This is a genomic window from Pseudomonas sp. RA_105y_Pfl2_P56 (assembly GCF_963970845.1).
GTDB classification, from domain to species: Bacteria; Pseudomonadota; Gammaproteobacteria; order Pseudomonadales; family Pseudomonadaceae; genus Aquipseudomonas; species Aquipseudomonas baetica_A.
Genome location: NZ_CAXAPL010000048.1, coordinates 1 through 24,241, shown reverse-complemented (window position 1 = coordinate 24,241; position 24,241 = coordinate 1). Strand labels below are relative to the sequence as shown.

The 24,241-nt window shown below is 59.4% G+C and carries 22 protein-coding genes, 1 tRNA gene and 3 pseudogenes; 9 read left to right on the top strand and 17 right to left on the bottom strand.

Features of this window, described 5'->3' with window-relative positions:
• Positions 1–66: 66 nt before the first annotated feature.
• The 12 genes from AACY11_RS24580 to AACY11_RS24525 all read right to left on the bottom strand — a co-directional run bounded on the left by AACY11_RS24580 (position 67) and on the right by AACY11_RS24525 (position 12,364).
• On the bottom strand, positions 67–1,014 hold the full coding sequence (locus tag AACY11_RS24580) for a peptidylprolyl isomerase (RefSeq protein ID WP_339495919.1): 948 nt from the start codon (positions 1,012–1,014) through the stop codon (positions 67–69).
• Positions 1,011–1,481, bottom strand: a complete 471-nt coding sequence (locus AACY11_RS24575) for a YbjN domain-containing protein (protein ID WP_339495918.1) — start codon at positions 1,479–1,481, stop codon at positions 1,011–1,013. The genes AACY11_RS24580 and AACY11_RS24575 overlap by 4 nt, the downstream gene beginning before the upstream one ends.
• A gap of 17 nt (positions 1,482–1,498) precedes the next feature.
• Entirely contained in the window at positions 1,499–2,128 is a 630-nt protein-coding gene (locus tag AACY11_RS24570; RefSeq protein WP_339466690.1) for a DNA repair protein, read from the bottom strand.
• A 17-nt stretch (positions 2,129–2,145) separates the two neighbouring features.
• Complete coding sequence (locus tag AACY11_RS24565; protein ID WP_339466693.1) at positions 2,146–3,843, bottom strand: putative porin; 1,698 nt, start codon at positions 3,841–3,843, stop codon at positions 2,146–2,148.
• Between the two features lie 39 nt (positions 3,844–3,882).
• Positions 3,883–4,587 (bottom strand): energy transducer TonB family protein, encoded by a 705-nt coding sequence (locus tag AACY11_RS24560; protein WP_339495917.1) that lies wholly within the window; start codon positions 4,585–4,587, stop codon positions 3,883–3,885.
• Positions 4,588–4,590: 3 nt separating this feature from the next.
• Positions 4,591–5,016, bottom strand: coding sequence for an ExbD/TolR family protein (locus tag AACY11_RS24555; protein WP_339466696.1), 426 nt, complete (start codon positions 5,014–5,016; stop codon positions 4,591–4,593).
• 11 nt (positions 5,017–5,027) lie between these two features.
• A complete protein-coding gene (locus tag AACY11_RS24550) occupies positions 5,028–6,827 on the bottom strand; it encodes a DUF2341 domain-containing protein (RefSeq protein WP_339495916.1) in 1,800 nt (599 codons plus the stop codon).
• A gap of 12 nt (positions 6,828–6,839) precedes the next feature.
• Positions 6,840–8,438, bottom strand: a complete 1,599-nt coding sequence (locus tag AACY11_RS24545; RefSeq protein ID WP_339466700.1) for a ShlB/FhaC/HecB family hemolysin secretion/activation protein — start codon at positions 8,436–8,438, stop codon at positions 6,840–6,842.
• A gap of 55 nt (positions 8,439–8,493) precedes the next feature.
• Entirely contained in the window at positions 8,494–9,105 is a 612-nt protein-coding gene (locus AACY11_RS24540) for a transposase (protein WP_339495915.1), read from the bottom strand.
• Positions 9,106–9,322: 217 nt separating this feature from the next.
• Positions 9,323–10,531 carry a DSD1 family PLP-dependent enzyme gene (locus tag AACY11_RS24535; RefSeq protein WP_339495933.1) on the bottom strand — a complete coding sequence of 403 codons (1,209 nt, stop codon included), beginning with the start codon at positions 10,529–10,531 and terminating at the stop codon, positions 9,323–9,325.
• Between the two features lie 74 nt (positions 10,532–10,605).
• On the bottom strand, positions 10,606–11,934 hold the full coding sequence (locus tag AACY11_RS24530) for a D-arabinono-1,4-lactone oxidase (protein ID WP_339495931.1): 1,329 nt from the start codon (positions 11,932–11,934) through the stop codon (positions 10,606–10,608).
• 76 nt (positions 11,935–12,010) lie between these two features.
• Positions 12,011–12,364, bottom strand: a complete 354-nt coding sequence (locus AACY11_RS24525) for a c-type cytochrome (protein WP_339495914.1) — start codon at positions 12,362–12,364, stop codon at positions 12,011–12,013.
• 292 nt (positions 12,365–12,656) lie between these two features.
• Between AACY11_RS24525 and AACY11_RS24520 the strand changes: the two genes are divergently transcribed.
• Together AACY11_RS24520 and AACY11_RS24515 are read left to right on the top strand one after the other, a co-directional pair.
• On the top strand, positions 12,657–14,285 hold the full coding sequence (locus AACY11_RS24520; protein WP_339466705.1) for an NADP-dependent glyceraldehyde-3-phosphate dehydrogenase: 1,629 nt from the start codon (positions 12,657–12,659) through the stop codon (positions 14,283–14,285).
• Between the two features lie 46 nt (positions 14,286–14,331).
• Positions 14,332–15,372 (top strand): FUSC family protein, encoded by a 1,041-nt coding sequence (locus AACY11_RS24515; protein WP_339466723.1) that lies wholly within the window; start codon positions 14,332–14,334, stop codon positions 15,370–15,372.
• A 3-nt stretch (positions 15,373–15,375) separates the two neighbouring features.
• Here the strand turns inward: AACY11_RS24515 and AACY11_RS24510 are convergent, their stop codons facing one another.
• Positions 15,376–16,269: a DMT family transporter gene (locus tag AACY11_RS24510; RefSeq protein WP_339495913.1), complete on the bottom strand. Its 894-nt coding sequence runs from the start codon at positions 16,267–16,269 to the stop codon at positions 15,376–15,378.
• Positions 16,270–16,420: 151 nt separating this feature from the next.
• Between AACY11_RS24510 and AACY11_RS24505 the strand changes: the two genes are divergently transcribed.
• Together AACY11_RS24505 and AACY11_RS24500 are read left to right on the top strand one after the other, a co-directional pair.
• A complete protein-coding gene (locus tag AACY11_RS24505; RefSeq protein ID WP_339466709.1) occupies positions 16,421–16,858 on the top strand; it encodes an Lrp/AsnC family transcriptional regulator in 438 nt (145 codons plus the stop codon).
• A gap of 56 nt (positions 16,859–16,914) precedes the next feature.
• Positions 16,915–17,241, top strand: coding sequence for a YceK/YidQ family lipoprotein (locus tag AACY11_RS24500; protein ID WP_339495912.1), 327 nt, complete (start codon positions 16,915–16,917; stop codon positions 17,239–17,241).
• A 381-nt stretch (positions 17,242–17,622) separates the two neighbouring features.
• Here AACY11_RS24500 and AACY11_RS24495 read toward each other — a convergent pair whose 3' ends face one another.
• On the bottom strand, positions 17,623–18,294 hold the full coding sequence (locus AACY11_RS24495) for a Bax inhibitor-1/YccA family protein (protein WP_008081508.1): 672 nt from the start codon (positions 18,292–18,294) through the stop codon (positions 17,623–17,625).
• Positions 18,295–18,416: 122 nt separating this feature from the next.
• Here AACY11_RS24495 and AACY11_RS24490 point away from each other — a divergent pair.
• A tRNA-Ser gene (locus tag AACY11_RS24490) sits at positions 18,417–18,504 on the top strand.
• Positions 18,505–18,643: 139 nt separating this feature from the next.
• On the opposite strand, the gene AACY11_RS24485 is transcribed toward AACY11_RS24490, so the two are convergent.
• Positions 18,644–20,074 (bottom strand): aldehyde dehydrogenase family protein, encoded by a 1,431-nt coding sequence (locus AACY11_RS24485; protein ID WP_339495911.1) that lies wholly within the window; start codon positions 20,072–20,074, stop codon positions 18,644–18,646.
• A gap of 122 nt (positions 20,075–20,196) precedes the next feature.
• Here AACY11_RS24485 and AACY11_RS24480 point away from each other — a divergent pair, with 122 nt between their 5' ends.
• On the top strand, positions 20,197–21,111 hold the full coding sequence (locus tag AACY11_RS24480; RefSeq protein ID WP_339495910.1) for a LysR family transcriptional regulator: 915 nt from the start codon (positions 20,197–20,199) through the stop codon (positions 21,109–21,111).
• Between the two features lie 343 nt (positions 21,112–21,454).
• On the opposite strand, the pseudogene AACY11_RS24475 reads toward AACY11_RS24480, so the two are convergent.
• Positions 21,455–21,926, bottom strand: a pseudogene (locus tag AACY11_RS24475) (aldo/keto reductase); the annotation flags it as partial.
• Between AACY11_RS24475 and AACY11_RS24470 the strand changes: the two are divergent.
• From AACY11_RS24470 to AACY11_RS24460, 3 genes and pseudogenes are all read left to right on the top strand, one after another.
• A pseudogene (locus tag AACY11_RS24470) lies at positions 21,923–22,466 on the top strand (LysR substrate-binding domain-containing protein); the annotation flags it as partial. The pseudogenes AACY11_RS24475 and AACY11_RS24470 sit on opposite strands and share 4 nt — an antisense overlap.
• A gap of 194 nt (positions 22,467–22,660) precedes the next feature.
• The gene (locus AACY11_RS24465) at positions 22,661–23,230 is read left to right on the top strand and encodes a DJ-1/PfpI family protein (RefSeq protein ID WP_339495909.1); all 570 of its coding nucleotides are present in this window, start codon (positions 22,661–22,663) and stop codon (positions 23,228–23,230) included.
• 207 nt (positions 23,231–23,437) lie between these two features.
• Positions 23,438–23,554, top strand: a pseudogene (locus AACY11_RS24460) (transposase domain-containing protein); the annotation flags it as partial.
• A 23-nt stretch (positions 23,555–23,577) separates the two neighbouring features.
• Here AACY11_RS24460 and AACY11_RS24455 read toward each other — a convergent pair.
• Complete coding sequence (locus AACY11_RS24455; protein WP_339495908.1) at positions 23,578–24,078, bottom strand: GNAT family N-acetyltransferase; 501 nt, start codon at positions 24,076–24,078, stop codon at positions 23,578–23,580.
• Positions 24,079–24,241 lie beyond the last annotated feature (163 nt).

Genomic DNA, 24,241 nt, shown 5'->3' with positions numbered 1-24,241 from the left:
ATTGGCTTTGTGCACTGTGAAAAATTTCTGAATCAGACTCCCAAAGTTTTTGTATCGGATAAAAAATCAGTGTTTTTCCTCGAGGACTTTATTGAGTTGCGCCCCGTCGATACTCAGCGTCGCCGTGTTGAGCATCCCGTCCAGATACGCCTGCGCAATCTGCTCCTGACGCTGGGCACGCAAGGCCTGCGTCAGTTGATCGCGCAGTTCATCCAGTGTCGCAGTGCGCGCGGGTTGTTGTTCGGTGAGTTTGATCACATGGAAACCGGCCGCACTTTGCACCGGCTCAGACACCGCGCCGACCTTCAGCCGCGCCACAGCACCGCGCACCTCAGGAACGAGTTGCTGCAACGGTTGCAAACCGGTATCACCACCACGCTCAGCGGTGACGCGATCTTGGGAATACTGAATCGCCAGCGCGGCAAACTCCGCCGGTGTCGCCTGCGCTTTTTTGCTCAGATCGAGCGCCTGCTTGCGCACGGCGTCAAGAGTCTGCGGCTCATTCACCCCAAGAAAAATCTGGCTGACCCGATACAGCGCCGGGGTCTGCCAGTTCACCTTGCCGGCGTCATACGCCTTCTGCAACTCGGCCGCACTCGGGTAATCGGCCGGCACCTCACTGACCGAACGCAGGTAATCGCGAAAGACGATCTGCTCAGTCGCCGCCCGAGTTTGTCGCGCGACGTCCGGGCGCTGCGCCCAACCCTGCGCATCGGCCTGCTCCAGCACGGCTTTCTCGGCCAGTCGCGTGCGGATCCAGCGCTCCAGCGCTTCACGATTACCGCGCAGTTGTTCGCGGGTTTCTGGCGGTACGGCCGCCAGCAGTGCCTGCAATTCGTCAGGCGAAACCTGCTGAATACCCAACCGCGCGACCGCCGGCCCAGTTACCGCCGTCGACACCGGTGCCGGTTGCTGGGCGGCGACCGGGTCACTGCCCGGCCGCAGCACCAGTGCCAGGGCTACCACCAACAGCGCCACTGCTCCAGCGCCGATCACCATGGCAGGCTTTTTCACAGCGCGACTTCCTCTTGCTCGGCGACGGCAACTTTTGCAGTCGAGGCGTGAGCGGCCTGGCTGAAGTCACGCAGATAAACGATGAATTCCTGCAGCAAGCGATCCCACAGTTCCAGATTGCCGCGCAGGTGATCGCTGCTCACGCCGGCGGCCAGCACCACGTCCATTTCCATCACCAGAAACTCGCCCTGCAACGACAGCCGTGCAAAACGTCGCGTCGCGTTCCACTGCTCGGCCACACCTTGTGGCAGCTCACCCTGCACGCGCAGCGCACAACTGAACGTGAAATCGACGTAGGTGCCCTGCTCCACCGCCGGGTTGCCGAAACGCACGGCATAACCGATGCCCTGACTGGCGCTGAGCAATTGGACGATACCGTTCTGTTCGGTCTGGTTGACGCGATAACCGGCCGCTTGCAGGACGTCGGTCAGCGATTGCGGGGAAACGTGGGTGATCAATTGAGTCATTGTTTCTTCCTTGTTTATCAGTGCGCGAGCGCGGCTTGCGGCGCGTCGAATTGAGTCTTGTAGAGCTCGTCGCCAAACCCCTGGGCCAGTTCATCGAACTTGACCCGGGCGCTGCCCGCGAAGGGCTGGCGGATCTTCATTACTTCGGCCACATCGATGTTTTCGTAGGCACTGAGGATCTGCTTGGCGACGCCGTACATCTGCTGATTCTTGACTGAACATTGCTGCACTTGTGTGTCACGTTCAGTCAATTGCGCTTGTAGCCTGGAACGCTCGGCTTCTTTCGCACGGGCCATGACCAACAACTCGTCATAGGCCTTCTTGTACTTGCCGGTCTGCTCAGCGCTGGCCGCCACTTGCGCCTGCGCCTGGCTGTGCAGGCTCTGCTGCTGCCCGGCCAATTGCTCGGCGACGCCTTTGACCTTGGCCAGTTCAGCGGTCAATTGCTTGATTTGCGCCTGCGCAGCCTTAGCCTCGTTTTGCGCTGCCAGTTGCGCAGCGCTGGCCTGAGCCTGCTGACTTTGCAAGGCCTGCAACTGCTGGGTGGTGCTACGCAATTGCGTACGCAAGCGCTCCTCCATGCCCTCGGCACTGGCGCCGGTGGCAACCAACATCCCAAGGCCCAGCAACAACAATCGCGTGTTCATAACCCTCTCCCGGCGCCTTAGAAGCGCGTGTTGATCTCAAGCTGCAAGACGTCGATGTCGAACGGCGCGCCATATACCGCCTCGGTGCTCAACCAGCGGCCGGTCGCAAAAACGTTCTTCGCCAGACCGTAGTTGCCGCCAATGAAATAACCTTTGGCGTTGGTGCCACCGAGGTGGAACGTCGAGTCGTTAAAGCCGTCCGGCAAGGCGTCCGGCTGGATGTACTTGTAGCCGGCGAACATATTCCAGTCGCCCTGCTTCTTAAGATCCAGGGCGTTGCCGAGGGTGAACTGCACCATCCACGCATTGGCGCCGCTTTCGATATCGCCGTTGCTGTCGAGGTTGTTGACGATTTGCCCGGCCGAACGCTTGCGCATGTCGCCTTCGTCGTAGCTGAGGTTATGGATGTAGTTGCCCTGGCTGCGCAGCTTGAAGTCTTGCGGCAAGTCGGCGTCCCACACCAGGTTCAGATCGAGCAGGTTGAACTCGGACGCCAGGCCGACGTATTGCGGTTGCGGCGTGGTCGTCGGGTTGAGCGGGTTCGACGTGATGTCACGCACCAGGAACACGCTGTTGCCCTTCTGCATGAACGCTGCGCGGCTGCCGTCGCTGTCGCAACCCGGTGCGCCGGCCCACGGTTCGCAAGGGCTGGAGCGCTGGCCTTCGATGTCGTCGAAGCGGTAATAAGCCAGCGCACCCTTCAAGCGGTTGTTGCTGTTGACCGCCCATTTGGCGCCGATTTGCGCGCCGTACAGCCATTTGTTGTCGCTCTCTTGCTTGTCGAAACCGTTGCTGCTGGTGGTGTCGTTTGTGTAGTCCACCGGGAACGCGCCGACGGTGCCGAACACGCCCCAATCACGATTGAGTTTGTGGTCGAAAATCGCCGCCACACCGTCGAAGTTAAGGTCGTTGGAATAGAGCATGTCGGTGGACATGAACGGGTTGGCAAAACGCCCGCCGGTGAGCGTCAGCTCATCCGAAGGTTTCCAGGTCAGATAACCCTGGTCGAGCCAGATGTCTTTTTTGGCGAAGCCACCGCCGAGGCTTTGCGTGGTCGATACCGGATTGTTGTCCGAGCCGGTGCCGATGCGGATGCCGGCGGTCCACTCTGGCGAGATCACCGCTTTCATGCCCAGACGTGCGCGAATGCGGAACTGGTTGGTGCGATCTTCGCGGGTATTGAGCAGCGGCGGCAGACTGGTGCTGCTGTTGGGGTTCACGTCATACGGGCCGTTGTTGTTGAGCTTGGCGAAGTCGACGATTTCGTTGCTGTTGCTGTCGGAGTAGTAGCGCGATTCGTCCCGCAAACGAATGTCGCCGTCAAAGCTGATGCGCGATGCCCAGTCGGGGAAGGTGTTGGGCGCAGCCCAGTTTTCCTGCTTGGCGGTGGCCATGACTTCGGCTTTGACCTGATCGCGAATCTGATCACGCACCGCCGCCGGCACGTACTGCACACGCACATCGCCAGGCGCGGCGACGGGGCCTGCCGCCACGGCGGTGGAGGCAGCGGCCTGCTTGGCCTGGACGGCCTCGTTCTGCGCCTGAGCGATCAGTGCGTCGGCCTTGTCCTGCTTCAAAATGCCCTGCTCGACCAGCAAGCGGATCAGATTGATCGTGGCGTTTTCCGAAGGCGCAGGCGCTGCTGCGGCCTGACCGACCAGGGTCGCGATGACCATGCCGACCGCCAGGGACAATCGATTCACATTGGAAATCATCTGCACACAACTCCTTTTGGCAAAACTGTAAGAATTCGGTTAACCCGCACGCCGCCCTTGCAGGGACAGGCGCACAGGCAAAGTCATGGAGGCCGGTGGCCGTTCGCTTAAGTGCGGCGCATTGCGCAGCGCCGCCAAAACCTGCGTGTCGATTTCAGGGTTGCCGCTGGACTTGATCAGCTCGACCCGGGTGATCTCGCCGACGCTGCTCAGCCACACATCGGCCTGCAAGTTGAACGCGAGGTTGCGCAGTTCAGGGCTCTCGCGCAGCAGCTTCTGGAACGTGAACGCGAGGAACTGGCTGTAAGTGCCGTTACCCAACCGCCCGCCTCCGGCGCCCACCATGCCGCCGCCCTTGCCCGCGCCGATGTTGAAGGCGTCGTTGCCGGACTGCGCATCGCCATCCATTTGCATCGGGTTGGCCAGATCGTCCGCCGGCGATGGCGGTGCTTCCTCTTCGGGCTTGACCTCTTGCGGCTCTGGCGTTGGCTCGGGCTCGACGACTTTTTCTTCGACCGGGGTTTCCGGCTCCGGCGGTTTCTCCGGCGGCGGAGGTGGTGGTGGTGGCAACGGGATGATCGTCGGCACCTTCGGCGCTTCCCGGCGGATGCCGCTCATGTCGTTGGCCCACTGCCACAGGAACCACGCGGCGAGTGCGGCGAGAATCAGCCCCGCGCCCCACTTCGCATAGCGCAAGGGCGACTTCTTCACCGGCAGCGGTTCGATCGGAAGTTGTGCGGTCATGACTCAGCCCTGACTCGGTTTGCCGGTGACGAGACCGACCTGGGACAGTTCGAGCCGGCGCAACAGATCCAGCACTTCAATGACTTTCTGGTACTGCACCGTGGCGTCACCGCGCACGATCACCGGGAAGTCCGGGCTCTGTGCCTTCTCGATGCGCAGACGCTCTTCCAGTTCGGCCAAGGTCACCGGGTAGGCATCCAGGAACACTTGGCCGCCGTCGTTGACCGAAATGGCCTTGGTCTTGGCTTCGGACAACGACACCGCAGCGCTGGCCTTGGGCAGGTTGATCTGGATTCCCGACACCTGCGCGGTGGCTGTGAGGATGAACATCACCAGCACCACCATCAGCACGTCCACCAGCGGCGTGATGTTGATGCTGTCTACGGCTGAATCTTCGTCATCGTCGTGGGAGGCATTTACGGACGCCATGTCAGTGCTCCTCAGGCCGGTACGGAGTGGTTGGCGTGACGGCCGCGCGAGTGCGACGCCTCACTGAACTGGCTTTCGCCATGCATCTCCGCCAGACGCGTGATGAATTCGTCGACGAACACGCGCATGTCGGCGCTGACTTCCTTGTTGCGGGTGATCAGGCGGTTGTAGCCAAACAGCGCCGGGATCGCGACGAACAGACCCATCGCTGTCGCCAGCAAGGCAGCGGCCATGCCGGGTGCGATGGCGTTAATGTTGACGTCGCCGGCCATGGCGGTACCGAGGAACACCACCATGATCCCAAGCACCGTGCCGAGCAGGCCGATGTAGGGGCCACCGGCGATGGCGTTGGACAGGGTCGAGAGCTTCGAACTCAGTTGCTGGTTTTCCCGGGTACGCACACCGTCCATGGAGCAACGAATGGCTTCGATGGTCGCCGCCGAAACCGATGACGTGTCGGCGCCCTGTTCACGGCGGGTGCGGATTTCTTTCACGGCCACCAGATACAGGCGCCACAGCGACGAATGCTGTAGGCGCTGGGCAAGTTGCGCGTCGTCGGCAAACATCTCCAGGCGCGTGCCGACCTTGGCGAACTGCACGCGGAAATCTTCGTTGGCCGACGTCACGCGGCTGAGGGTGCGGTTTTTGCGCAGCATGATGATCCATGACTGGAACATCATCAGCACCAGCACGGCGATGATCACCCAGGCGTCCACCGGTACCGCGTTGAGCAGGAAACCGAGGCTGCCGAACCCGAAGCCCGATTGTTCTTCATCAACGCCGTAGGCGACCAGTTTCGACTCGGCGCCCTGCGAGGTGGCATCGGCGAGCAGCAACGGCGCCGGGCGGGCGACTTTTGACAGGCGCAGTTCGTCGATGGCGCCTACAAACGGCAGATAAGGGCCTTCTTGCAGATCAGCGCCGATGGCCATGACCGAATTGAACGCCGGCATGGCCAGGGCCAGTGCTGCCCCCTCACGACCGTTGATGTACAGGGTGACTTTGGCACCTTCGGCCGTCAGCGCGACGTGCTGCCATTGGCCGGGGTTGAGCGGCTGCGTGGCAACGGCGCGCTGGCCGTCGATTTCCACGAACGGCACGCCCTGATTCACCCCCGCCAGCAAACTGTTGGCACCTTCTCGGCGGGCCAGAATCAGTTGCTCGCCATCGGCCTGATCCAGTCGCAGCCAGGCGCTGAAGGTGAATGCACTGCCAGCGTTGTGCTGCAACGATGGGCTGGCCGGCAACAGCAACGGTTGGCCGCTGAACTGCAAGGCCCGCCCGATGACACCGTCAATCGCCGCGCCGGTCGCACTTTGCGCGGTGTTGCCGTAGGCCGTGGTGTCTTTGGCCGGGGTGCCGGTGGCACCGTCGAGGTGATACAGCGCGGTGTAATTCGGATCGAAGGTCAGTTCGCCGTTGCCGGTGGCCGGGGCCTTTTGATTGCCGTAGTACATCCAGATGTCCTGACGCTGACCGCCCTCGACATTCGGCACATCGACCCAGATCAACGCCATGCCCATCAGCGCGTCGAAGCTTTCGATCTGATGGTTGAGTACGGTTTTGTCATCGGCGGCGACGAAGCGCAGGTCCGAGCCGTCCTCCTTCACACCGTCGAAGGTGAAGTTGCCGGTGTGCAGGCGCACCAGTAGCGCGGTGCGGCCCAGCGGCTGATTGATCGCCGCCCCTTGCGGCGTGGTGTCGACGGCGATTTGTTTGCGGTAGTGCCAGTCGTCCTGCCACCAGGCCTGAGCCGTGGCCGGGAGCACGAAGCCCAGGCAGATCAACAACGAAAGAAAGAGGCGCTGCATGAACGTGCTCCTTTAGAAAGTGGCTTGAAGGTTGAAGTGCAGGCGCGATTCCTGTTTCGAGGTGTTCGGCCCTTCGAGTAGCGGATAACCCCAGTCGAGGCTGCCGGACAGCCATTTGCTCAGGCTGGCGCGGGTGCCGAGGCCGACACTGGCCAGGGCGTAATTGGCGTCCTGATCAGGCAGTTCGTCGCGCAGGTACAGTTGCGCGCCTTCGGCAAACGCATAGAAACGCCAGTCCTGCATCCAGGTGCCGGCGAACCTGGCCAGCGAGGGCGTGCGCAGTTCCTGGCTCAGCAGAAAACCGTCATCGCCCGTGCGCTCGGCGGCCAGATAGCCGCGCACCGACGTCGCGCCACCGGCAGAAAATTGTTCGTTGGAAACCAGTGGCCCCGACGCCAGTTGAAACGCGGCTTTGCTCGCGCTCTGCCAGTCGTTGTCGAAGGTCCAGGTGTAACTGGTGTCGCCCTTGAGCACGGCGAAACTCGGCTTGGCGCGGTAGCGTTTGTAGTCGAAGTCTTCGTCGGAACTGCCATAGCCAAAAAGGCTGCGAGTGGCCGCGACCAGGCTCAAACCGAGGCCGAGCTGACTCTTTTCGGTGTAGCGATAGCCGTTGTAGGCGAAGGTGAACGGTGCGTATTTCAGTGGCACCTTGTCGCTCTCGCCGGAGAGGGTCAGGCGTTCTTCGAAGTCCTTGAAGTCGACGCCCGCCGACAACGAGTTCGACCAACTGCCGCTGGATGGCAGCGTGTAGATCGCCGACACCCCGTAGGAATGGCCCTTGCCCAGCACGTTGCTGCCGCCAATGGTGGCGACGTTGCTGTCGGACTGGTAACCGGACAACTGCACGCTCCAGCGATCGGTCAGCGGGGCGGTATAAGAGCCCGACCAGACCTTGGCGTTGTCGGTGTCTTGCGGCGCGGTGAAGTAGGTCAGGGAAATGCTGTGGCCGAGCTGCCAGAGGTTGTTGTAGCCAAGGCTGGTGACGGTGCGCAGCTTTTCGGTGTCGGCGCTGTAGTCGTTGTTCAGACCGACGCTGGCCGTCCACGGGTTCTGATCTTCAACCTGCAAATCGACGTCCATGGTGCCGGGGCGCTGGCCCTCGCGAACCAGCGGCATGACCTGCCGGCCGGGCGTCTTGTTCAGTTGCGCCAGTTCACCCTGAACCTTGGCGAAGTCCGGTACCTCGCCCTCCTTGAGCGCTGGCACTTCGTCACGGATGTCCAGCGGCGAATAGTGCTTGGCGCCGACCACGCGCACCCGGCCGACCTTGGTTTCGCTGACTTGCAGATAAACGATGCCGTCCGCTACCGCTTGCTCCGGCAATTGGACGAACACCGATTGATAGCCGCGTTCCTGATAGACCTTCTGCAACGCGTCGCGCGCACCTTCGATGTCGCTCAGCGCTTTTTGCGGACCGAGGAACGGGTACACCGCCTCTTCGATGGCCCGTGCATCAAGCACGGTGTTGCCGCGCACAAAGTATTCGTTGACGTCGACCAGACGCTGCGCCGCTGCACTTTCGGTGGCCGGCGCGGCCCATGCCGGCTGCGCGCCAACCGCCACCAGCAGCCAGCCCCACAGCGCCAGCCGTGACGTGAAAATCTGTTCCACACTACCCCCTGAATTCGCGATGACCTGTTGGCGCCTCAGCGCCCTCTGTGTTGCGTCAATTGCTGGCTGTTGAGGCGCAGGCGTGCTTGCCGAGCCAGGTGTGCAGAAGCGCGAAGTTCAAGGAGAACTCAGGCATTTGCAGCAAGGCACCGCAGAACACTTCGCCGATGATTTTTTGAATGAGCTGCACCGCACGCGGGTTGTTGAGCAGCGTGGCGATGTCGCGACTGAGGATGTTGAAGCTCCAGACTTTCTGGTTCAGGCCCAGGCCGACGAACCAGCGGAACAACAGGTTGTAATTGAGCTGCTCGTAGAGTTGCTGCTCGCTGGGTACCGAGTACAGCAACTGCAGCAACAGGATGTGCATGACCGTTTGCGCGGGGATCAACATGCCGGGTTCGGCGTCGAGGTCATGGAGGATGTTGCGGTGGGCGTCGAGCAGGTCATCGATCTGCGGGCGCAGCAAGACCAGCGAATGGCCCGGCGGAATGTAACTGGACACCTCTTTCAAGGCACCCTGCCAGTCATCCTGCGAGACGATCCAGACCCACGGCGCGCCGTAGCGATACACCGAAACCGGCTTCTTGCGCGCGGCCTCGACGATCTTCGACAAGCGCTGATCGAGCTCCTGCATGCCCACTTTCGAGTAGCGTTCCATAGTCCCCATTGCCTCACTCCCGGCGTCCCGCCTCGGCTTGTGAAAAGCGCCCCGAAAGGCCCTCAAGCGCGTTACATAGGCATGACCGGAATGGCGATGTGCTACCGAACTTTTGTCATAAAAGCTTCATTACAGACGTTTGGGAATGGAATCTGAAAGGCACCCCGCCTCCTGTGGGCGCTGACTTGCTCCCACAGGTTTTGGGGTGTTTGGCAGACACACGTTTTCAGGTGTAGACCGGCCAGATGTCGACGATTTTTCCGCCGCGCACCGCCAACAAGTCCCCGAATTGCAGCAGCACGGCTTCGGTCTGAGTCGGACGCAGGAAGACTTGGTCTTCGAGGGTCAGGCCCACGGCGTTGGAGCCGTTGACCATCTCCTGGTTGGAACTGCGACCGTATACGCTGTTGCTTTGCAAACCCGGTGGCGATTCAAATTCGGCCATCCAGTTGCCGCCATAGATGAAAAAGGTCTGCCGCTGGTTGGTGTCCCACCACGAAAACAGCTTCGATTGGTCATCCAGTGCAGGGATGTTCACCGCGCCCGTGCTTTTCAATACCGGGGTGGCGATATAAACCGCTGGCTCGTGCTCGACCAGCGATGGCAGGTCATAGTGGGTCGGTTTGAGCATCGCCGTCCCCACCGAAACTTCAGTGCTGAGCTTCTCGTTTTCATGAATGCGATAACTCGGACTGCCAGCGGTGTTAAGACACAAGCCGTCGTGCCACAACGCGGGAAACTGCTGCCGGGTGAAATCGACGCAACGCTGATAACGCATCATGACCTTGGCAAACAGCTCTTCGGGCGAACCGAGAATGTCCGGCACGCCCATGCCCACGAACGGGTCGTAACCCATGAACCCGGCGAATTGCAGATGCTGCGCATTGGTGCTGATCAGGCTGAGCATCTGCCCAAGCACATTCACATCACTGACGCCGCCGCGATGCAGGCCGACATCGAGTTCAATGTTGATGCGCATCCGCGTGCCCAGCCCCTGTGCCAACGCCAGGTATTGCTGCAGCCGTTCAGGCCCGTCGAGCAGCCATTGCAATTGCTTCGACGGGTCGAACGGACCTTTGTGGGTTTGATAAAACAGCTCAGCCGACCTCACCGGCAACGGCTTGCCGAGCAGGATGTCGGACTGGGGAAACGTGACAGCATCGTGATTGAGAAACGGCTGATGAAACGACATGAGTTTTTGCGTCCCGGCCCGCTGTGCGATGTAGCTCAACAACCCCGGTGACGGCAGAGATTTCTCCACCAGACGCAATTGCTTGCCGCCGCGTTTGACCGACTGCATCACCACGTCGATGTTGTGATCGAGGCGATCCAGATCGATCAACAACACCGGGCGCATCGGTCCGTTGTCCTTCAACTCTTTATTCAGCGCGCGGAAATACTCGCTGTACGGGCCGCCCCGATCACTCGGTCGCAGCCAGACGCCCACGCCCACTGACAAAGCGCCGACACCCAGCGTGCCGAGGAGAAAATTGCGTCGATTGATCGCCATCAGCTCACCCCCAATATCGACGACAGATGCGCATTGAGAAACCGCCCGCTGGGATCCAGCGCCTGACGCACCTCGACAAACTCACGCCAGCGCGGGTACAGCGGCTGCAAGGTGCTCGCATTGAGCGTATGCAACTTGCCCCAGTGTGGCCGGCCGTTGTACTTCCAGAAGATCGGCTCGACGGCCGCAAAAAAGTTGTGGTGGTCCATTTGATAGTGCTGATGCACCGAGATCGAACAGCTGTCGCGGCCCTCGAACATGCTCAGCGGGATGTTGTCAGCCTTGACGTAGCGGTACTCGATGGGAAACCAGGTGCGCAGGTCTTTGTCCTGAATCAGCTTGAGGATTTCGCGCAGGCACGCTGGGCCGTGTTCGGCGGGCACCGAGTACTCCATCTCATTGAAACGCACGGTGCGTACGTTGGCGTAGATGTCGAACGAGTCGCCCACCCGCTCATCGAAACTCGCCAGATGCCGCAGGTTGTTGAGCAGCGTGCGGCGCAAATCAGGGAAGTCGCTGCCGTACTTGTCGATCTTCTCGATCAGGGTCACGAACGCGTTGCCGCCCTCCTCTTCAGGGCTGATCGGTGGCGTGGCCGGGTCGTCGGTTTCGTTGAGGGCGATGGACAAGGCGTAATCGGAATGGGTGACGACGAGCATTTCCCAGTGCTGGTTTTCACGGGTGTTCTTGTCCAGATCTTCGAGCAGTTCTTCGGTCCTGGCGATCCATTGGGTTTCGCGCAAACGATAGGCCGGGCGGTTTTGCAAACGGATTCTTGTCGCCACGCCAAGCGCACCGAGGGAGACGCGAGCGGCGTTGAACACTTCGCGATGGCGCTGACTGTCGCAGTCCAGCACCTCGCCGTTGGCCGTGACCAGTTGCAGGCCGCAGACGTGAGCCGAGTAGGACTGAAAGGTTTTGCCGGTGCCGTGAGTCGAGGTGGCAATCGCTCCGGCGAGGGTTTGATAATCGATGTCAGCCATGTTGTGCAGGGCTTGGCCGATCTCTTTCAACGGCACACCCATGCGCGACATCGGAGTGCCCGCGGCGAATTCGGCTTGCAGGGTTTTCGGGTCGTGGTCGAGCAGACCGTTGAAGTAACTCAGCGATATCAGCGTGCCGTCGGTGGGCACCAGAGCACTGAAGGAATGTGCCGAACCGACCGGGCGGATTTTGCCTTGGGCATGACGGATCAACGTCGTCAGTTCATCGAGGTTTTTCGGCGCCAGTCGCGCCGCCGGCAGGCAACTCTGCCCCCCCGACCAGTTGCGCCAGGGAATCAGCCGTGGCGCGCGCATCAACTGGCCCAGGGCCGGGTTGCTCGCCAACGCAGTGAAGGCGCCGAAGATGCCTGCCCGTTGCAACAACTGACGCCGTGTCAAATCCATCGTCATGCCGGGCACCTTATTGAGGGAGGGGCTGGTCGGCCATGAAACCGATCAATTGCAGGAATTGGTCTTCGGTGCACTCGACGCATTGGCCCATCGGCGGCATCGCGTTGTAACCGTTGATGGCGTGGTCCAGGAGCGTGTCGGCACCTTGCTGGATACGCGGTTCCCACGCTTTACGGTCGCCGGTGAGCGGTGCATTGGCCGCGGGATTGGCGTGGCAGAGTTGGCAACTGTTGCTGTAGATCTGCGCCAGCGCCGGATCGGCGGGGGTGGCGCTGCTGGGGGGGGCTGGGGATTTGACCTCATCGCCACAACCGAGCAGTGCCATCGACAGCACCATCAGGAAGGTAAACCGCAATGCCCGCATAACGATCCTCGCGTGGGATACCGCTTATTGTTGTGATCAAACCTTAAGGCAGGCACGTCAGCGGGTTGAGGGCATTGCGGGACAGTGAGGGGGGCTTCGGGGGCCAGCAGCGGATTTTCGACACACCACGGTCCAAAGCCGGGATGAGGTTTCATATGTGCCTTAAAGCTCTGTTCCGCGCCTCTGCGTGACATTCAGGTGACATTTGCAGGTTTAAATTTCGGCGCATTCAGGCGTATAACCTGTACAGACTTTTCCAAATGCACGCGGACATCCAACACGGGGTAGCGACATGACCACAGCAAATATCCTTGGCAACCTGTTCCCTTCTGTCAGCGACATCCCGGAAAAATACCGCCTCGACGGTCAGGTCGAGCAACGCGAATACCTGGTCGACGGCGAACTGCGCCGCTGGGATGGCCCTCTCGCCACCGTGCGCAGCCCGGTGTACTTGAATCACGGCGAGAACGGCGACGAACAAGTGATCCTCGGCAGCACACCGCTGCTCGACGCCGACACCGCCCTCACCGCCCTCGACGCCGCCGTCCGCGCCTACGACCGGGGCCAGGGCTTGTGGCCGACCCTGCGTGTGGCCGAACGTATCCAGCACGTCGAAGCCTTCCTCGGCCGGATGCGTCAGCAGCGTGATGCCGTGGTCAAACTGCTGATGTGGGAGATCGGCAAGAACCTCAAGGACTCGGAAAAAGAGTTCGACCGTACCTGCGACTACATCGTCGACACCATCAATGCCCTGAAAGAACTCGACCGCCGCTCCAGCCGTTTCGAGCTGGAACAGGACACGCTCGGCCAGATCCGCCGCGTGCCGCTCGGCGTGGCCCTGTGCATGGGGCCTTACAACTATCCGCTGAACGAGACCTTCACCACGCTGATCCCGGCGCTGATCATGGGCAACACCGTGGTGTTCAAACCGGCCAAGCTCGGCGTCCTGCTGATTCGTCCCTTGCTCGAAGCGTTTCGCGACAGCTTCCCCACGGGCGTGATCAACGTGATCTACGGCAGCGGCCGCGAAACCGTCAGTGCGCTGATGGCCAGCGGCAAAATCGATATCTTCGCGTTCATCGGCACCAACAAAGCCGCCAGCGACCTGAAAAAACTGCACCCCAAACCTCACCGTTTGCGTGCCGCGTTGGGGCTGGATGCAAAGAACCCCGGCATCGTCCTGCCGGAAGTCGATCTGGACAATGCGGTCAGCGAAGCCGTCACCGGCTCGCTGTCGTTCAACGGCCAACGCTGCACGGCGCTGAAGATCCTGTTTGTCCATGAGGATGTCGTTGATAGCTTCATAGAGAAATTCAACGCCAGACTGGCTACGCTCAAACCCGGCATGCCGTGGGACAGCGGCGTGTCGCTGACGCCACTGCCAGAGTCGGGCAAGGTCGATTATCTGCATGCTCTGGTGGCGGATGCGCGCAGCAAGGGCGCCGAGGTGGTCAACCCCAACGGCGGTGAATCCCGCGAGTCGTTCTTCTACCCGGCGGTGCTGTACCCGGTGAATCCGCAGATGCGCATCTATCAGGAGGAGCAGTTTGGCCCGGTGGTGCCGATCGTGCCGTACCGCCATCTCGATACCGTGATCGATTACGTGCTGGAATCGGACTTCGGTCAGCAACTGAGTATCTTTGGCACCAACCCGGTAGCGGTCGGGCGTCTGGTCGACACCTTCGCCAATCAGGTCGGACGGATTAACCTCAACGCCCAATGCCAGCGCGGCCCGGACACCTATCCGTTCAACGGTCGCAAGAACTCCGCCGAAGGTACGTTGTCGGTACACGATGCACTGCGGGTGTTTTCGATCCGCACACTGGTGGCGACCAAGTACCAGGACAGCAACAAGGATCTGATCAGCGAAATCATTCGAGGACGCGATTCGAGCTTCCTGACCACCGATTACATCTTCTGACGAGGGCCATGCACTGAGTACGTTCAGCAACCACCGACTGCCACCGCTGTTGCGCCGAATCCTGCGTCCGTTATTGGACCCGTATCGGCGCTACCGACACGCCCGACTGATCCACGCGGTGCGGGTGGCATTGGGGTTGTTGGCGACCATCCTGCTGACCACCGGCATCAACCTGCCCCACGGCGAGTGGGCGTCCGTGACCATGCTGGTGGTGATCGGTGGTTTGCAGCACCACGGCAACATCGGCAAGAAAGCCGCCGAACGCGCCACCGGCACCTTGATCGGCGCCGGTGTGGGTTTGCTGCTGGTGGCTCAGCAGGCGTGGCTTGGGATGCCGTGGCTGACGTACTTCGCCATGGCGGTGGTCTGCGGTTTTTTCTCCTATCACGCCATCGGCAAGGGTGGCTACACCGCCCTGCTCTCGGCGATTACCGTTTTCATTGTCGCCGGGCACGGCGACAATCCGATCACTGACGGGTTATGGCGTGGGGTCGATATTCTGATCGGCATTGCGCTGGCCCTGGCGTTCTCCTTCGCCCTGCCGCTGTACGCGGTGTATTCCTGGCGCTACAAACTGGCCGACGCCTTGCGCGACTGCGCCACCGTGTATGGGCGGATCATCAGTGGCCAAGCGGTCAGCGCTGATGAGCATCTGAAACTGATGGGGCGCTTGAGCGGTGTAATGGTGCAACTGCGCTCTCTGATGCCGTCGGTGTCCAAGGAAGTGAAAGTCTCGATGACAGAGCTCGATGCGATTCAGCGCAACCTGCGCATGTGCATCAGCACGCTGGAGATCCTCGGCAACACCCGCCCGGATGCCAACGACCCGCACGCCATGGCGCACCTGCAATCGGCGTTGCAGGCCGAGCACCGACAGATTCGCGTGCAATTGATCGGCATGGCCCGCGCCCTGAAATCCGGCGCAACGCAGCGACTGGATCGCTCGTTGGAGTTGCCGGATGCCAGCCTTGACGCCCCCGTCTACAGCCCGCTGGATGGCTATCGCTTGTTGACCCGGCAACTCGCCGCGAACGTCGCTGAGATGCGCCAGCGCTTGGCGAAAACCGCGCCGCGCTGGAACATCTGAGGGCTACGGCGTTACCAGTCGCCGACTCTTGAACCCCCACCCCCTTTGCATACCGGCGGCCGCCAGCAGGATCGCGGCCACTCCCCCCCACTGGAGCACTTCCAGGCGATGGCCGAAGGCGAACCAGTCGACGAAAATCGCGGCAATCGGGTAGATGAAGGACAGTGCGCCGGTCAGTGCGGTCGGCAACTTCTGAATCGCGCCGTACAACAGCACGTACATAAGGCCGGTGTGGACGATGCCCAGCGCCAGCAGACTGGCCCACGCACCCGGCGCTTGCGGCAACTCGCTGAAATGCGCGAACGGCGCGAGCAGCAGTACCCCGGTGCACACCTGAATCAGTGCGATCAGGTGCGGCGGCGTGCCAGTCAGGCGCTTGATGATCATCGCTGCCATCGCATAGAGAAGCGCCGCGCCTAACGCCAGGGAGACGCCGATCAGATAGTCATCACCGCCCTCGCCTTGCTGGCCGTGGGCACTGACAATCGCCAGCATCCCCATAAATGAAATCCCCAGCCAGAACAGCTTCTGCAAGGTGATTTTCTCGCCGAGAAACAATGCTGCCAATCCGACCAGCATAAACGGCTGCACGTTGTACACCGCCGTGCCGATGGCAATCGAAGCCCGAGAGTACGAGGCGAACAACAATACCCAGTTACCGACAATCGCCGCGCCGCTGAGTACCGCCAGCAAGAACGTGGCGCGGGTCACAATGCCCGGGCGTAGAAGACCGAACGCCGCGCAAATCAACAGCAAGGTGACGGCACCGAACACGCAGCGCCAGAACACCACATCGAGCACCGGCTGCCCGGACATCAGCACGAACCAGCCGATTGTCCCGGATATCAGCATGGCGGCGGTCATCTCGATTGAGCCACGACGAAGTGTGTTGTCCATCATCAAATCTCCTTTACGTTGGAGGAAAGCGTGGCAAAAGTATGCCAAGCAGGCACGCGGCCGCTCCAGCGCAATAAACAGGCTAAACTCGATTTCTGCCTTTCTTATCGCGGGTTATTTACGCAAACAGCCTAATACTGGAGTTGAATTCATGACCGACGATATCGACCGGATACTCATCAGCGCACTGATGGAAGATTCCCGGCGCTCGCTCAAGGCGCTGGCACAGATCAGTGGCCTGTCCTCGCCCAGCGTGGCCGAGCGCTTGCGGCGCCTGGAAGAACGCGGCGTGCTCAAGGGCTTTACCGTGGAGATTGATCCGAAGTGCTTCGGTTATCAATTACAGGCCATCGTCCGCGTCCGTCCGCTGCCGGGGCAGCTTCAAGAGGTTGAGCGGCAGATCATGTCGATTCCAGAATTCACCGAGTGCGACAAGGTGACGGGCGAGGACTGCTTTATCGCCCGACTGCATGTGCGCTCGATGGAGCAACTCGACACCCTGCTCGATCGCCTCAATACCCTGGCCGAAACCAATACGGCAATCGTCAAGAAGACCCCGGTCAAGCGTCGTTTGCCACCGATGGCTTGAGTGCATTGGGCGCAAGATCGGGGTAGATTGAGGTTTTTCCGGCAAGGATTGGCGGTATGAAAATTCAGGCATTGATGCTGGTAGCGATGTTGCTGACCGGGTGCGGCACGGTACAGACCGTTGTTTTGAGCGATAAGAGTGCGACCGAGCAGCTCAAAACCAAGAAAACCTACTGCGGCGCCGTCCCCCGAATCTACAGCGGCGTGACCTACGACTTCTGCATGCTGCACGCAGAAAAGCCGGAAGACGTCGATGCGTTCAGCCACAACAACGCCTCGTTCGGCCTGTTAGTCGATGCGGCCGCCTCGGGCATCCTCGACACTTTGCTGTTGCCCTATACGATTTACAAACAACAGGCCGACGGCAGCATCGTGGTCAACTGATTGAAACCTCCGGACGCCAAGACATCCAGAGGCTACAGCTGTTTATTCGAGCAGTTGTTGCAGGCCTGGGGCGCAATTGCTCGGATCTTTCCAGACCTGCCGATGGTGGAGGCGCCGAGGTCGATGTCGATACCTGATGTGTAGGTCTGGCCGCTAACGGACCGCAATGCTGCCACAGCCTCTAGTACCACTGGCGCAGCTCGTGTTGGTGCTTCAGAAGGCGGGCCTGAGTTTTGGCAGCCGTTCTTGCATGCTCAAGGCTGCAGGTCATTTCAAAAGATGCCAGCCTTTCCCGGCATTTCGAGAGTCAATAGCCACAACCCTTTTTCTCGGGCAACAAAAAACCCGCCGAAGCGGGTTTCTTGTTGAAGCGGGCTGCGATCAGTCGTCGCGGCTCATGATGCCGAAGATCTGCAACAAGCTGATGAACAGGTTGTAGATCGATACATACAGGCTGATGGTCGCCATGATGTAGTTACGCTCGCCGCCGTGGATGATGGCGCTGGTCTGGAACAGGATGCAGACGGACGAAAACAGCACGAAACCTGCGCTGATCGCCAGTTGCAGGCCGCTGATCTGGAAGAAGAAACTGGCCAGCGTTGCGCCCAGCAACACGAAGAACCCAGCGGTGATGAAACCACCGAGGAAGCTCATGTCCTTGCGGGTGATCAGTACGTAAGCCGACAGACCACCGAACACCAGTGCAGTCATCGCGAACGCCGAGCTGACCACTTCAGCGCCGCCCTGCATACCCAAGTAACGGTTGAGGATCGGGCCGAGCAGGAAACCCATGAAACCGGTGAGCGCAAACGCGGACACCAGGCCCCAAGCGGAATCACGGAGTTTGTTGGTGAGGAAGAACAGCCCGTAGAAGCCGATCAGCACCACGAAAATGTTCGGGTAGCCAACGCGCATCTGCTGGGCAACGAAAGCCATCACACCGCTGAATGCGAGGGTGAGAGCCAGTAGGCCATAAGTGTTGCGCAGGACGCGGCTAACCTCTAGCTGCTCAGCCTGCACGCTGTTATTAACTGCGTAATCCTGTTCGCGCATGGCGACACTCCTGTTGGTTTGAAACGTTCAGTCGCAAAGATCATAACAGACGCTCTGTAACAAGCCATGCAGAGAGTTTGACAGTGTGTTTCATTCAGGTATTATGGCGCCCGCAACGCAACGGAGGTGTGGCCGAGTGGTTTAAGGCAACGGTCTTGAAAACCGTCGACTGTAACAGGTCCATGAGTTCGAATCCCATCGCCTCCGCCATCTTATGTACGACAAAGCCCCGATTATTCGGGGCTTTGTCGTTTATGGGGTTTGAGACTTCTGCTTCGACCTACACGGATCGTTTCCGCATCTTTTCTGCCATTTGCGCAACCCTGCCTTTCGGACCCCACTGGCCCAGTCATTCCAACGGGTCGTACCTGAGTAATGTCTTGGGCTCCAGATACGCGCTCATCCCCCACTTGCCCATTTCGCGCCCAAGCCCTGATTGCTTGAATCCACCGAAGGGGGCACGTGGTTCGTGGGCCAAGGTGTTGATGAGCACGCGTCCCGAATCGATCTGACGGGCGACGTTCATACAACGTTCGGAGCTTTTTCCCAGCACCAGGGCGCTCAGCCCATAGTCCGTATCGTTGGCAATGCTGATCGCATCGGCATCATCCTCGTAGGGGATGATCGTCAGCACGGGGCCGAAGATTTCCTCACGCGCGATGCGCATCCGGTTGTTGGCATCAGTGAAGATCGTGGGCTTCACGAACCATCCGGCATGCAAGCCTTCCGGGCGACCTTCGCCACCTGCCAACAACCTCGCGCCTTCTTCGTGGCCAGTGCGGATGTAGCGCTGCACCCGCTCCCATTGTTTCAGGCTCACCATCGGGCCTATGTCGGTGTTGGCGTTTCGCGGATCAGCCGATTGAATCTGTGAGACACCCTCCTTCGCAATCCGCTCGAACTCTGCCAACCGGCTGCGTGGCACGAGGATGCGAGTGCCCGCGATACAAGCCTGGCCGCTGTTGAGAAATCCGGTTTGCAATACTAACGGCATCACTGCGTGGAAATCCGCATCGTCAAGCACCACGGTGGGCGACTTGCCGCCAAGTTCGAGCGTCACACGCTTCATGGTGTCAGCACCGGTTTTTACCAGATGTCGCCCGATAGCGGACGACCCCGTGAACGAGATCTTGGCAACATCGGGATGACGGGCGATTTCCTCACCTACTACATCGCCTCGCCCGTTGACGATATTGAATACACCCGGTGGCAGCCCCGCTTCGTGCAACGCACTGACCACGACCTGCGTCTGTAACGCGCTCATCTCGCTTGGCTTGATGACGGCAGTGCAGCCTGCTGCCAGCGCGGTGGCCAGCTTGTTGCAGATGAAACCCGCATTGCTGTTCCAGGGCGTGATCAGACCGGCAACGCCCACGGGCGTCAGAATGACCCTGGCCATGCCAACCTGCTCCTCAAAATCGAACGCCTCCAGTGCATCGATTGCTTGCGCGATCACATCGGCCGGGTAAGTCGCCATCGAGCGCGCGCGATTCGCAGGTGCGCCGTATTCCACGAGGATGGCTTCCAGCAGTTCTTCCTCTTTTGCCGCCACGGCCTGGTGCATGCGTTGCAATACCGAAATGCGTTCTTCCCGGCTTGTACGAGCCCACGCCGGGAACGCCGCCTTGGCTGCTGCGATGGCACGCTGTGCGTCCAATGCATCGCCCAACCGAACCTGACCAATGACTTCCTCGGTGCTCGGGTTATGAAGGTCGAACCATTCCTGGCCGTGTGGCGTAACGAACTCGCCGTTGATGTAGATGTGTTCAATGCGCTGCATGATGACTCCTCGCTCAAAATGACTCGCCTGAATCGAGCCATTGTGATGAAGTCTATGAAGGGTTCATTAATCCGATAAGCCATCCTTTGGCATATGAACCTTCCTTATATTCAGGACAATCCATGCACAGATCAGGAATGACCGAGCTGGAAGTCGTACTGGCCGTTTCGCGCCGCAGCAGTTTTCGCGGCGCTGCACAGGAATTGGGCATGTCCACTACCGCCGTGAGCAGCGCGGTGGCTGGTCTGGAAGCACGCCTGAAGGTACGTCTGTTCAATCGCTCGACGCGCAGTGTTGCCCTCACGGACATCGGCCAACGCTATGTGGCACGCATCGCACCTGCGTTGGCACAGATCAAGAGTACCGGCGAAGAGGCCAGCGTCGGCCCCGATGAACCCAGCGGCACATTGCGCATCAATGCACCGCATGGCGCGGCCTACTTGTTGCTGGAGCCGTTATTGAAGCAGTACGCGCAGCGCTATCCCGAAGTACGCATCGACATCGTCAGCGAATCAAGCATGGTCGACATCATCGCCGGTGGCTTCGACGCCGGGATTCGCCTGGCAGAGTCTGTGCCGCAAGACATGATTGCCATGGCACTGTCGGGTGACGTCCGGATGCTCGTGGTAGCAACGCCCGAGTACCTCGAACGCCACGGCGTGCCCGAGCATCCGCGAGATCTACTCACCCACCGGAGTATCGGTATGCGCATGACCCATGGTGGCCTATACCAGTGGGAATTGGAGCGCGATGGCCAGAAAGTACAGATGGATCTGCCAGTGTGCTTCGCCTCCAACGAAATGCTGGCAATCAAACAGGCCGTGTTGTTGAGCCTTGGCATTGGTTTCATTTCCGAGTGGTTCATCCAGGAAGAACTGGCAAGCGGCGCCCTGGTGCCGGTATTGATCCCGTGGTGCCCGTCGTTTGGTGGGTTGAGGCTCTACTACTCGGGCCATCGCTTCGTGCCGGCGCGACTGCGCGCGTTAATTGAACTCGCGCAGGAGTTGCGGCCCAATCTGAGTTCGCGAGTATTTTGAGCCGATGACCACAGGTCTAATTGATGCCAACCTTCAGGATGTACTTGTGGTTTTTGAAGAAGTACCCAACGTAGATTTAAGCGTCATGTGTGAACAACTACAGACCGCTAGACGCGAGCTATTGAATCAACTGGCTATCTTCGTGGCTCGACTGTTTGTTGCTGCCAGGTAACCGGCAGGATCTCCAGGAGCCATCAGCTGACTCCTGAGATCACACGCTGCCAAGCAGAAGGGGCCGGCGGTGTCTGCTTTGTCGGCCGCGATCCCTATCGCTCGCGGTCATCCCTTACCTCCCGCAATAGAGGTTATGTCAGCAACGTATCAATTGATTGACATTGGTTACTCAGGCCGCGCTGCTGGGTACATTTGTCCCTCTACCTTCAGGTAAATAGGGGCTCATTTCTTCTATTTCAGCGTGGCTAAGACGAATGCTGGTGGCATCGTTCAATCCATTCATGGACTAGGTCGGGCCGACGTACGCCTACGATACCGCCGGTGACTGCCGGATCACGTAGTACCCAAGCGATGGCTACGGCCGCCGCACTGACCTCATGTCTGGCCCCAATTTTTGCCATGACTTCTACCAAAGCGAGGTTATTGCTGAGGCGAGGTTCCTGGAAGTCGGCGCTACGCGATTTTCGCCAGTCGTCGTCGGACAACTGTGCAATCCGCTCACGGGTCAGGCTTGCGGTCGGTAGGCCAGATTGTAAAGTCGAGTAGGCAATCACTCCAACCTGCGCCGTTGCACAATAAGGCAGGTTTTGATCCTCGATATCGCGCATCAAGGCTGAATACGGCGGTTGAAGGGAGGCAATACCCACGCATCAATGTGGAGCTGGTGACTGACGATGGGTTGAGCGACATCATCGACAAAGGGTTCGATGCAGGCGTGCACTTCGGCGAAATCCTCACTGGTGAACTGGTCGCTGTCCCGGAGGGCTCTCCCCAGGTGATTTGTCACAGTTGCTGCCTCCGGTTATCTCGTGGGGTGCGGGACACCGGAAACGCCACAGAGGCTGCTTGAACACGCTTGCATTGGCAGACGCTTTCCCAGCGGCAAACTGTACAAATGGGAGTGTCTTGCCGAAGGCCTGCCCATGCGCCTGGCCGTGACGCGGCCGTTGATACTGGGAGATGACACCATGATGATCCAGGCCGCGAAGGACGGTACCGGGATCGCGTACGTGTATGAGGAGATGGCAAGGGAGTACATAGCGCAGGGGCAGTTGGTGGAAATTCTTGAAGACTGGAAAGCCCTGCCAAGCAGGTTTTTTATCCATTATTCCAACCGGCATCACGTACCGCCGGCGCTACAGGCGCTCATCGAGTTTGTACGTGAAACGCAGCATCAATGACAAACTGAAGGCGGTACACTTGCTCGCCGTCTAGAAGCGTAGGGTTGTGAAGACGGCGTTCTGATCAAGCGTTATCGACAGGCCGTTTTTGGCCGATTGCTGCCTATCATAAGGCGCAGCAACCGACCCGAAGCAGCCTTGATGTCTGTTTATTGTCGCCATTCGTTATTGGCATTCATGGAGGATTCTGACTGATGGCACGTGTGGGTTTGATACTGACACCCGGTTTTGCGGACTGGGAATATGCTTTCATTGCTGGAACTGCGTCACCGTTTTACGGGATCGACGTCAGGTTTTTCGCTCCTGCTACGGGGCAGTTCTGCTCGCAGGGCGGATTGGCTGTAACGGTTGATAGCAGTTTGCAGCAATGTCTGGACTGGAAACCGGACGTTGTTGTCATCATTGGAGGAACGATCTGGGAGCGTGCAGAAGCACCGGATATTCGAGACTTTCTTCATGCCAGTCGCTCAAGTGGGGCGACAATTGCAGGTATCTGTGGGGGAACGCTGGCACTTGCCAGGGCCGGGCTTCTCGACACGGTTCCTCATACCTCGAACAGCGCTGACTTCTTACAACAGAATGCCGTAGGTTATGAAGGGCGCACGCTTTATCGAAGCAGTCCGGTCGCTGTGGTTGCAGACCGCATCATAACTGCTCCAGGCCCTGCACCCATTAGCTTCACCTGCGCAGTGTTCGAAGGGGCCGGGCTATCTTCAAAGATCATTTCTCAGTTCAGGTTAATGTTGGCAGCGGAACATGCGTGATCGCGTCGCCCCGGCGCTGACTGGACGCCGCTCAAGTTAGCTTCACTAGGCCGACCCGGTCTAATCCTTGTTCCGCCAGACGGGTCACCAATGGGATTACGAGCGATATGAAGGCGATAACTGGAACGTAACCGAGTTGCCATTTATGCGGCAGCAGCTCTTCAATTTCACATGCCCGATGCGTAAGCGTACACCGAAGTCACGATGCATGACTCAGGTCGATATCTGAAAGACGTTCTCACGCGTCTGCCGACGCAGCGGGCGAGTGATATTTCCGACCTGTTGCCGCACAGGTTGATGCCCATCTGGCTGTACAACCTTTGACTGGTCACCGTATCAAGATTCGCCTAGTTACCCAAACTAACGGTATTACTGTTGGCGCGGACATAATAATTATCAAATTCACCGCTTTCGACAAATACGAAACCATGGCGAATATAAAAGCGATTTGAAGCGCTTTCTTTGAGAGCGCCAACCTTAATAGGGCGTCCGATCTCATCCGCCTCTCTGAAAATCTGAGTGAGAACTTCGGTGCCTATCCCTGCTCCTTGGGCGCTAGGTATCACATACAAGTGGTCAAGCAGAAGCTCGCTTTGATGGTCTTTGAGAACAACAAAACCGACCATATCACCTGATACTTCTATGCGGCGCGTGCTGCTAGCGTCGAAACCACTATGAAACCGTTCGCGCGCGCGATCAGGATCAAACCGCCCAAGCCGCTCCAGGCTTTCGCGCATGGCTTCAATCCGAATGGCTACCAGATCTTCTAGATCGCAGTTTGAAGCACGGCGTAAAACGACAGCAAATTCTTGATCAGGGGAAGTTGACACAACAAGCGCTCTAGGCATGGCCGGTGACTCATTATAGAGAGCGTGAGTCGCATAACCGTAAGCGGCCAGCGAACACACCTTCAGAAATCCGGAATTAAGGGCGATGGTGTCCGCCTATTTTTAAGCGGACGCGATCACCCTTATCGCCAGGATTTCCATGCGCCAACGAAGCTCCTATCCC

What these genes read in the sequence shown, in the direction of transcription:
- AACY11_RS24480 (WP_339495910.1), top strand. Translation starts at nt 20,197, where the DNA reads ATGCACAGATCAGGAATGACCGAGCTGGAAGTCGTACTGGCCGTTTCG.
- AACY11_RS24455 (WP_339495908.1), bottom strand. Translation starts at nt 24,078, where the DNA reads ATGCCTAGAGCGCTTGTTGTGTCAACTTCCCCTGATCAAGAATTTGCT.
- AACY11_RS24575 (WP_339495918.1), bottom strand. Translation starts at nt 1,481, where the DNA reads ATGACTCAATTGATCACCCACGTTTCCCCGCAATCGCTGACCGACGTC.
- AACY11_RS24560 (WP_339495917.1), bottom strand. Translation starts at nt 4,587, where the DNA reads ATGACCGCACAACTTCCGATCGAACCGCTGCCGGTGAAGAAGTCGCCC.
- AACY11_RS24495 (WP_008081508.1), bottom strand. Translation starts at nt 18,294, where the DNA reads ATGCGCGAACAGGATTACGCAGTTAATAACAGCGTGCAGGCTGAGCAG.
- AACY11_RS24565 (WP_339466693.1), bottom strand. Translation starts at nt 3,843, where the DNA reads ATGATTTCCAATGTGAATCGATTGTCCCTGGCGGTCGGCATGGTCATC.
- AACY11_RS24550 (WP_339495916.1), bottom strand. Translation starts at nt 6,827, where the DNA reads ATGCAGCGCCTCTTTCTTTCGTTGTTGATCTGCCTGGGCTTCGTGCTC.
- AACY11_RS24510 (WP_339495913.1), bottom strand. Translation starts at nt 16,269, where the DNA reads ATGGACAACACACTTCGTCGTGGCTCAATCGAGATGACCGCCGCCATG.
- AACY11_RS24520 (WP_339466705.1), top strand. Translation starts at nt 12,657, where the DNA reads ATGACCACAGCAAATATCCTTGGCAACCTGTTCCCTTCTGTCAGCGAC.
- AACY11_RS24485 (WP_339495911.1), bottom strand. Translation starts at nt 20,074, where the DNA reads ATGCAGCGCATTGAACACATCTACATCAACGGCGAGTTCGTTACGCCA.
- AACY11_RS24500 (WP_339495912.1), top strand. Translation starts at nt 16,915, where the DNA reads ATGAAAATTCAGGCATTGATGCTGGTAGCGATGTTGCTGACCGGGTGC.
- AACY11_RS24555 (WP_339466696.1), bottom strand. Translation starts at nt 5,016, where the DNA reads ATGGCGTCCGTAAATGCCTCCCACGACGATGACGAAGATTCAGCCGTA.
- AACY11_RS24525 (WP_339495914.1), bottom strand. Translation starts at nt 12,364, where the DNA reads ATGCGGGCATTGCGGTTTACCTTCCTGATGGTGCTGTCGATGGCACTG.
- AACY11_RS24465 (WP_339495909.1), top strand. Translation starts at nt 22,661, where the DNA reads ATGGCACGTGTGGGTTTGATACTGACACCCGGTTTTGCGGACTGGGAA.
- AACY11_RS24570 (WP_339466690.1), bottom strand. Translation starts at nt 2,128, where the DNA reads ATGAACACGCGATTGTTGTTGCTGGGCCTTGGGATGTTGGTTGCCACC.
- AACY11_RS24505 (WP_339466709.1), top strand. Translation starts at nt 16,421, where the DNA reads ATGACCGACGATATCGACCGGATACTCATCAGCGCACTGATGGAAGAT.
- AACY11_RS24540 (WP_339495915.1), bottom strand. Translation starts at nt 9,105, where the DNA reads ATGGGGACTATGGAACGCTACTCGAAAGTGGGCATGCAGGAGCTCGAT.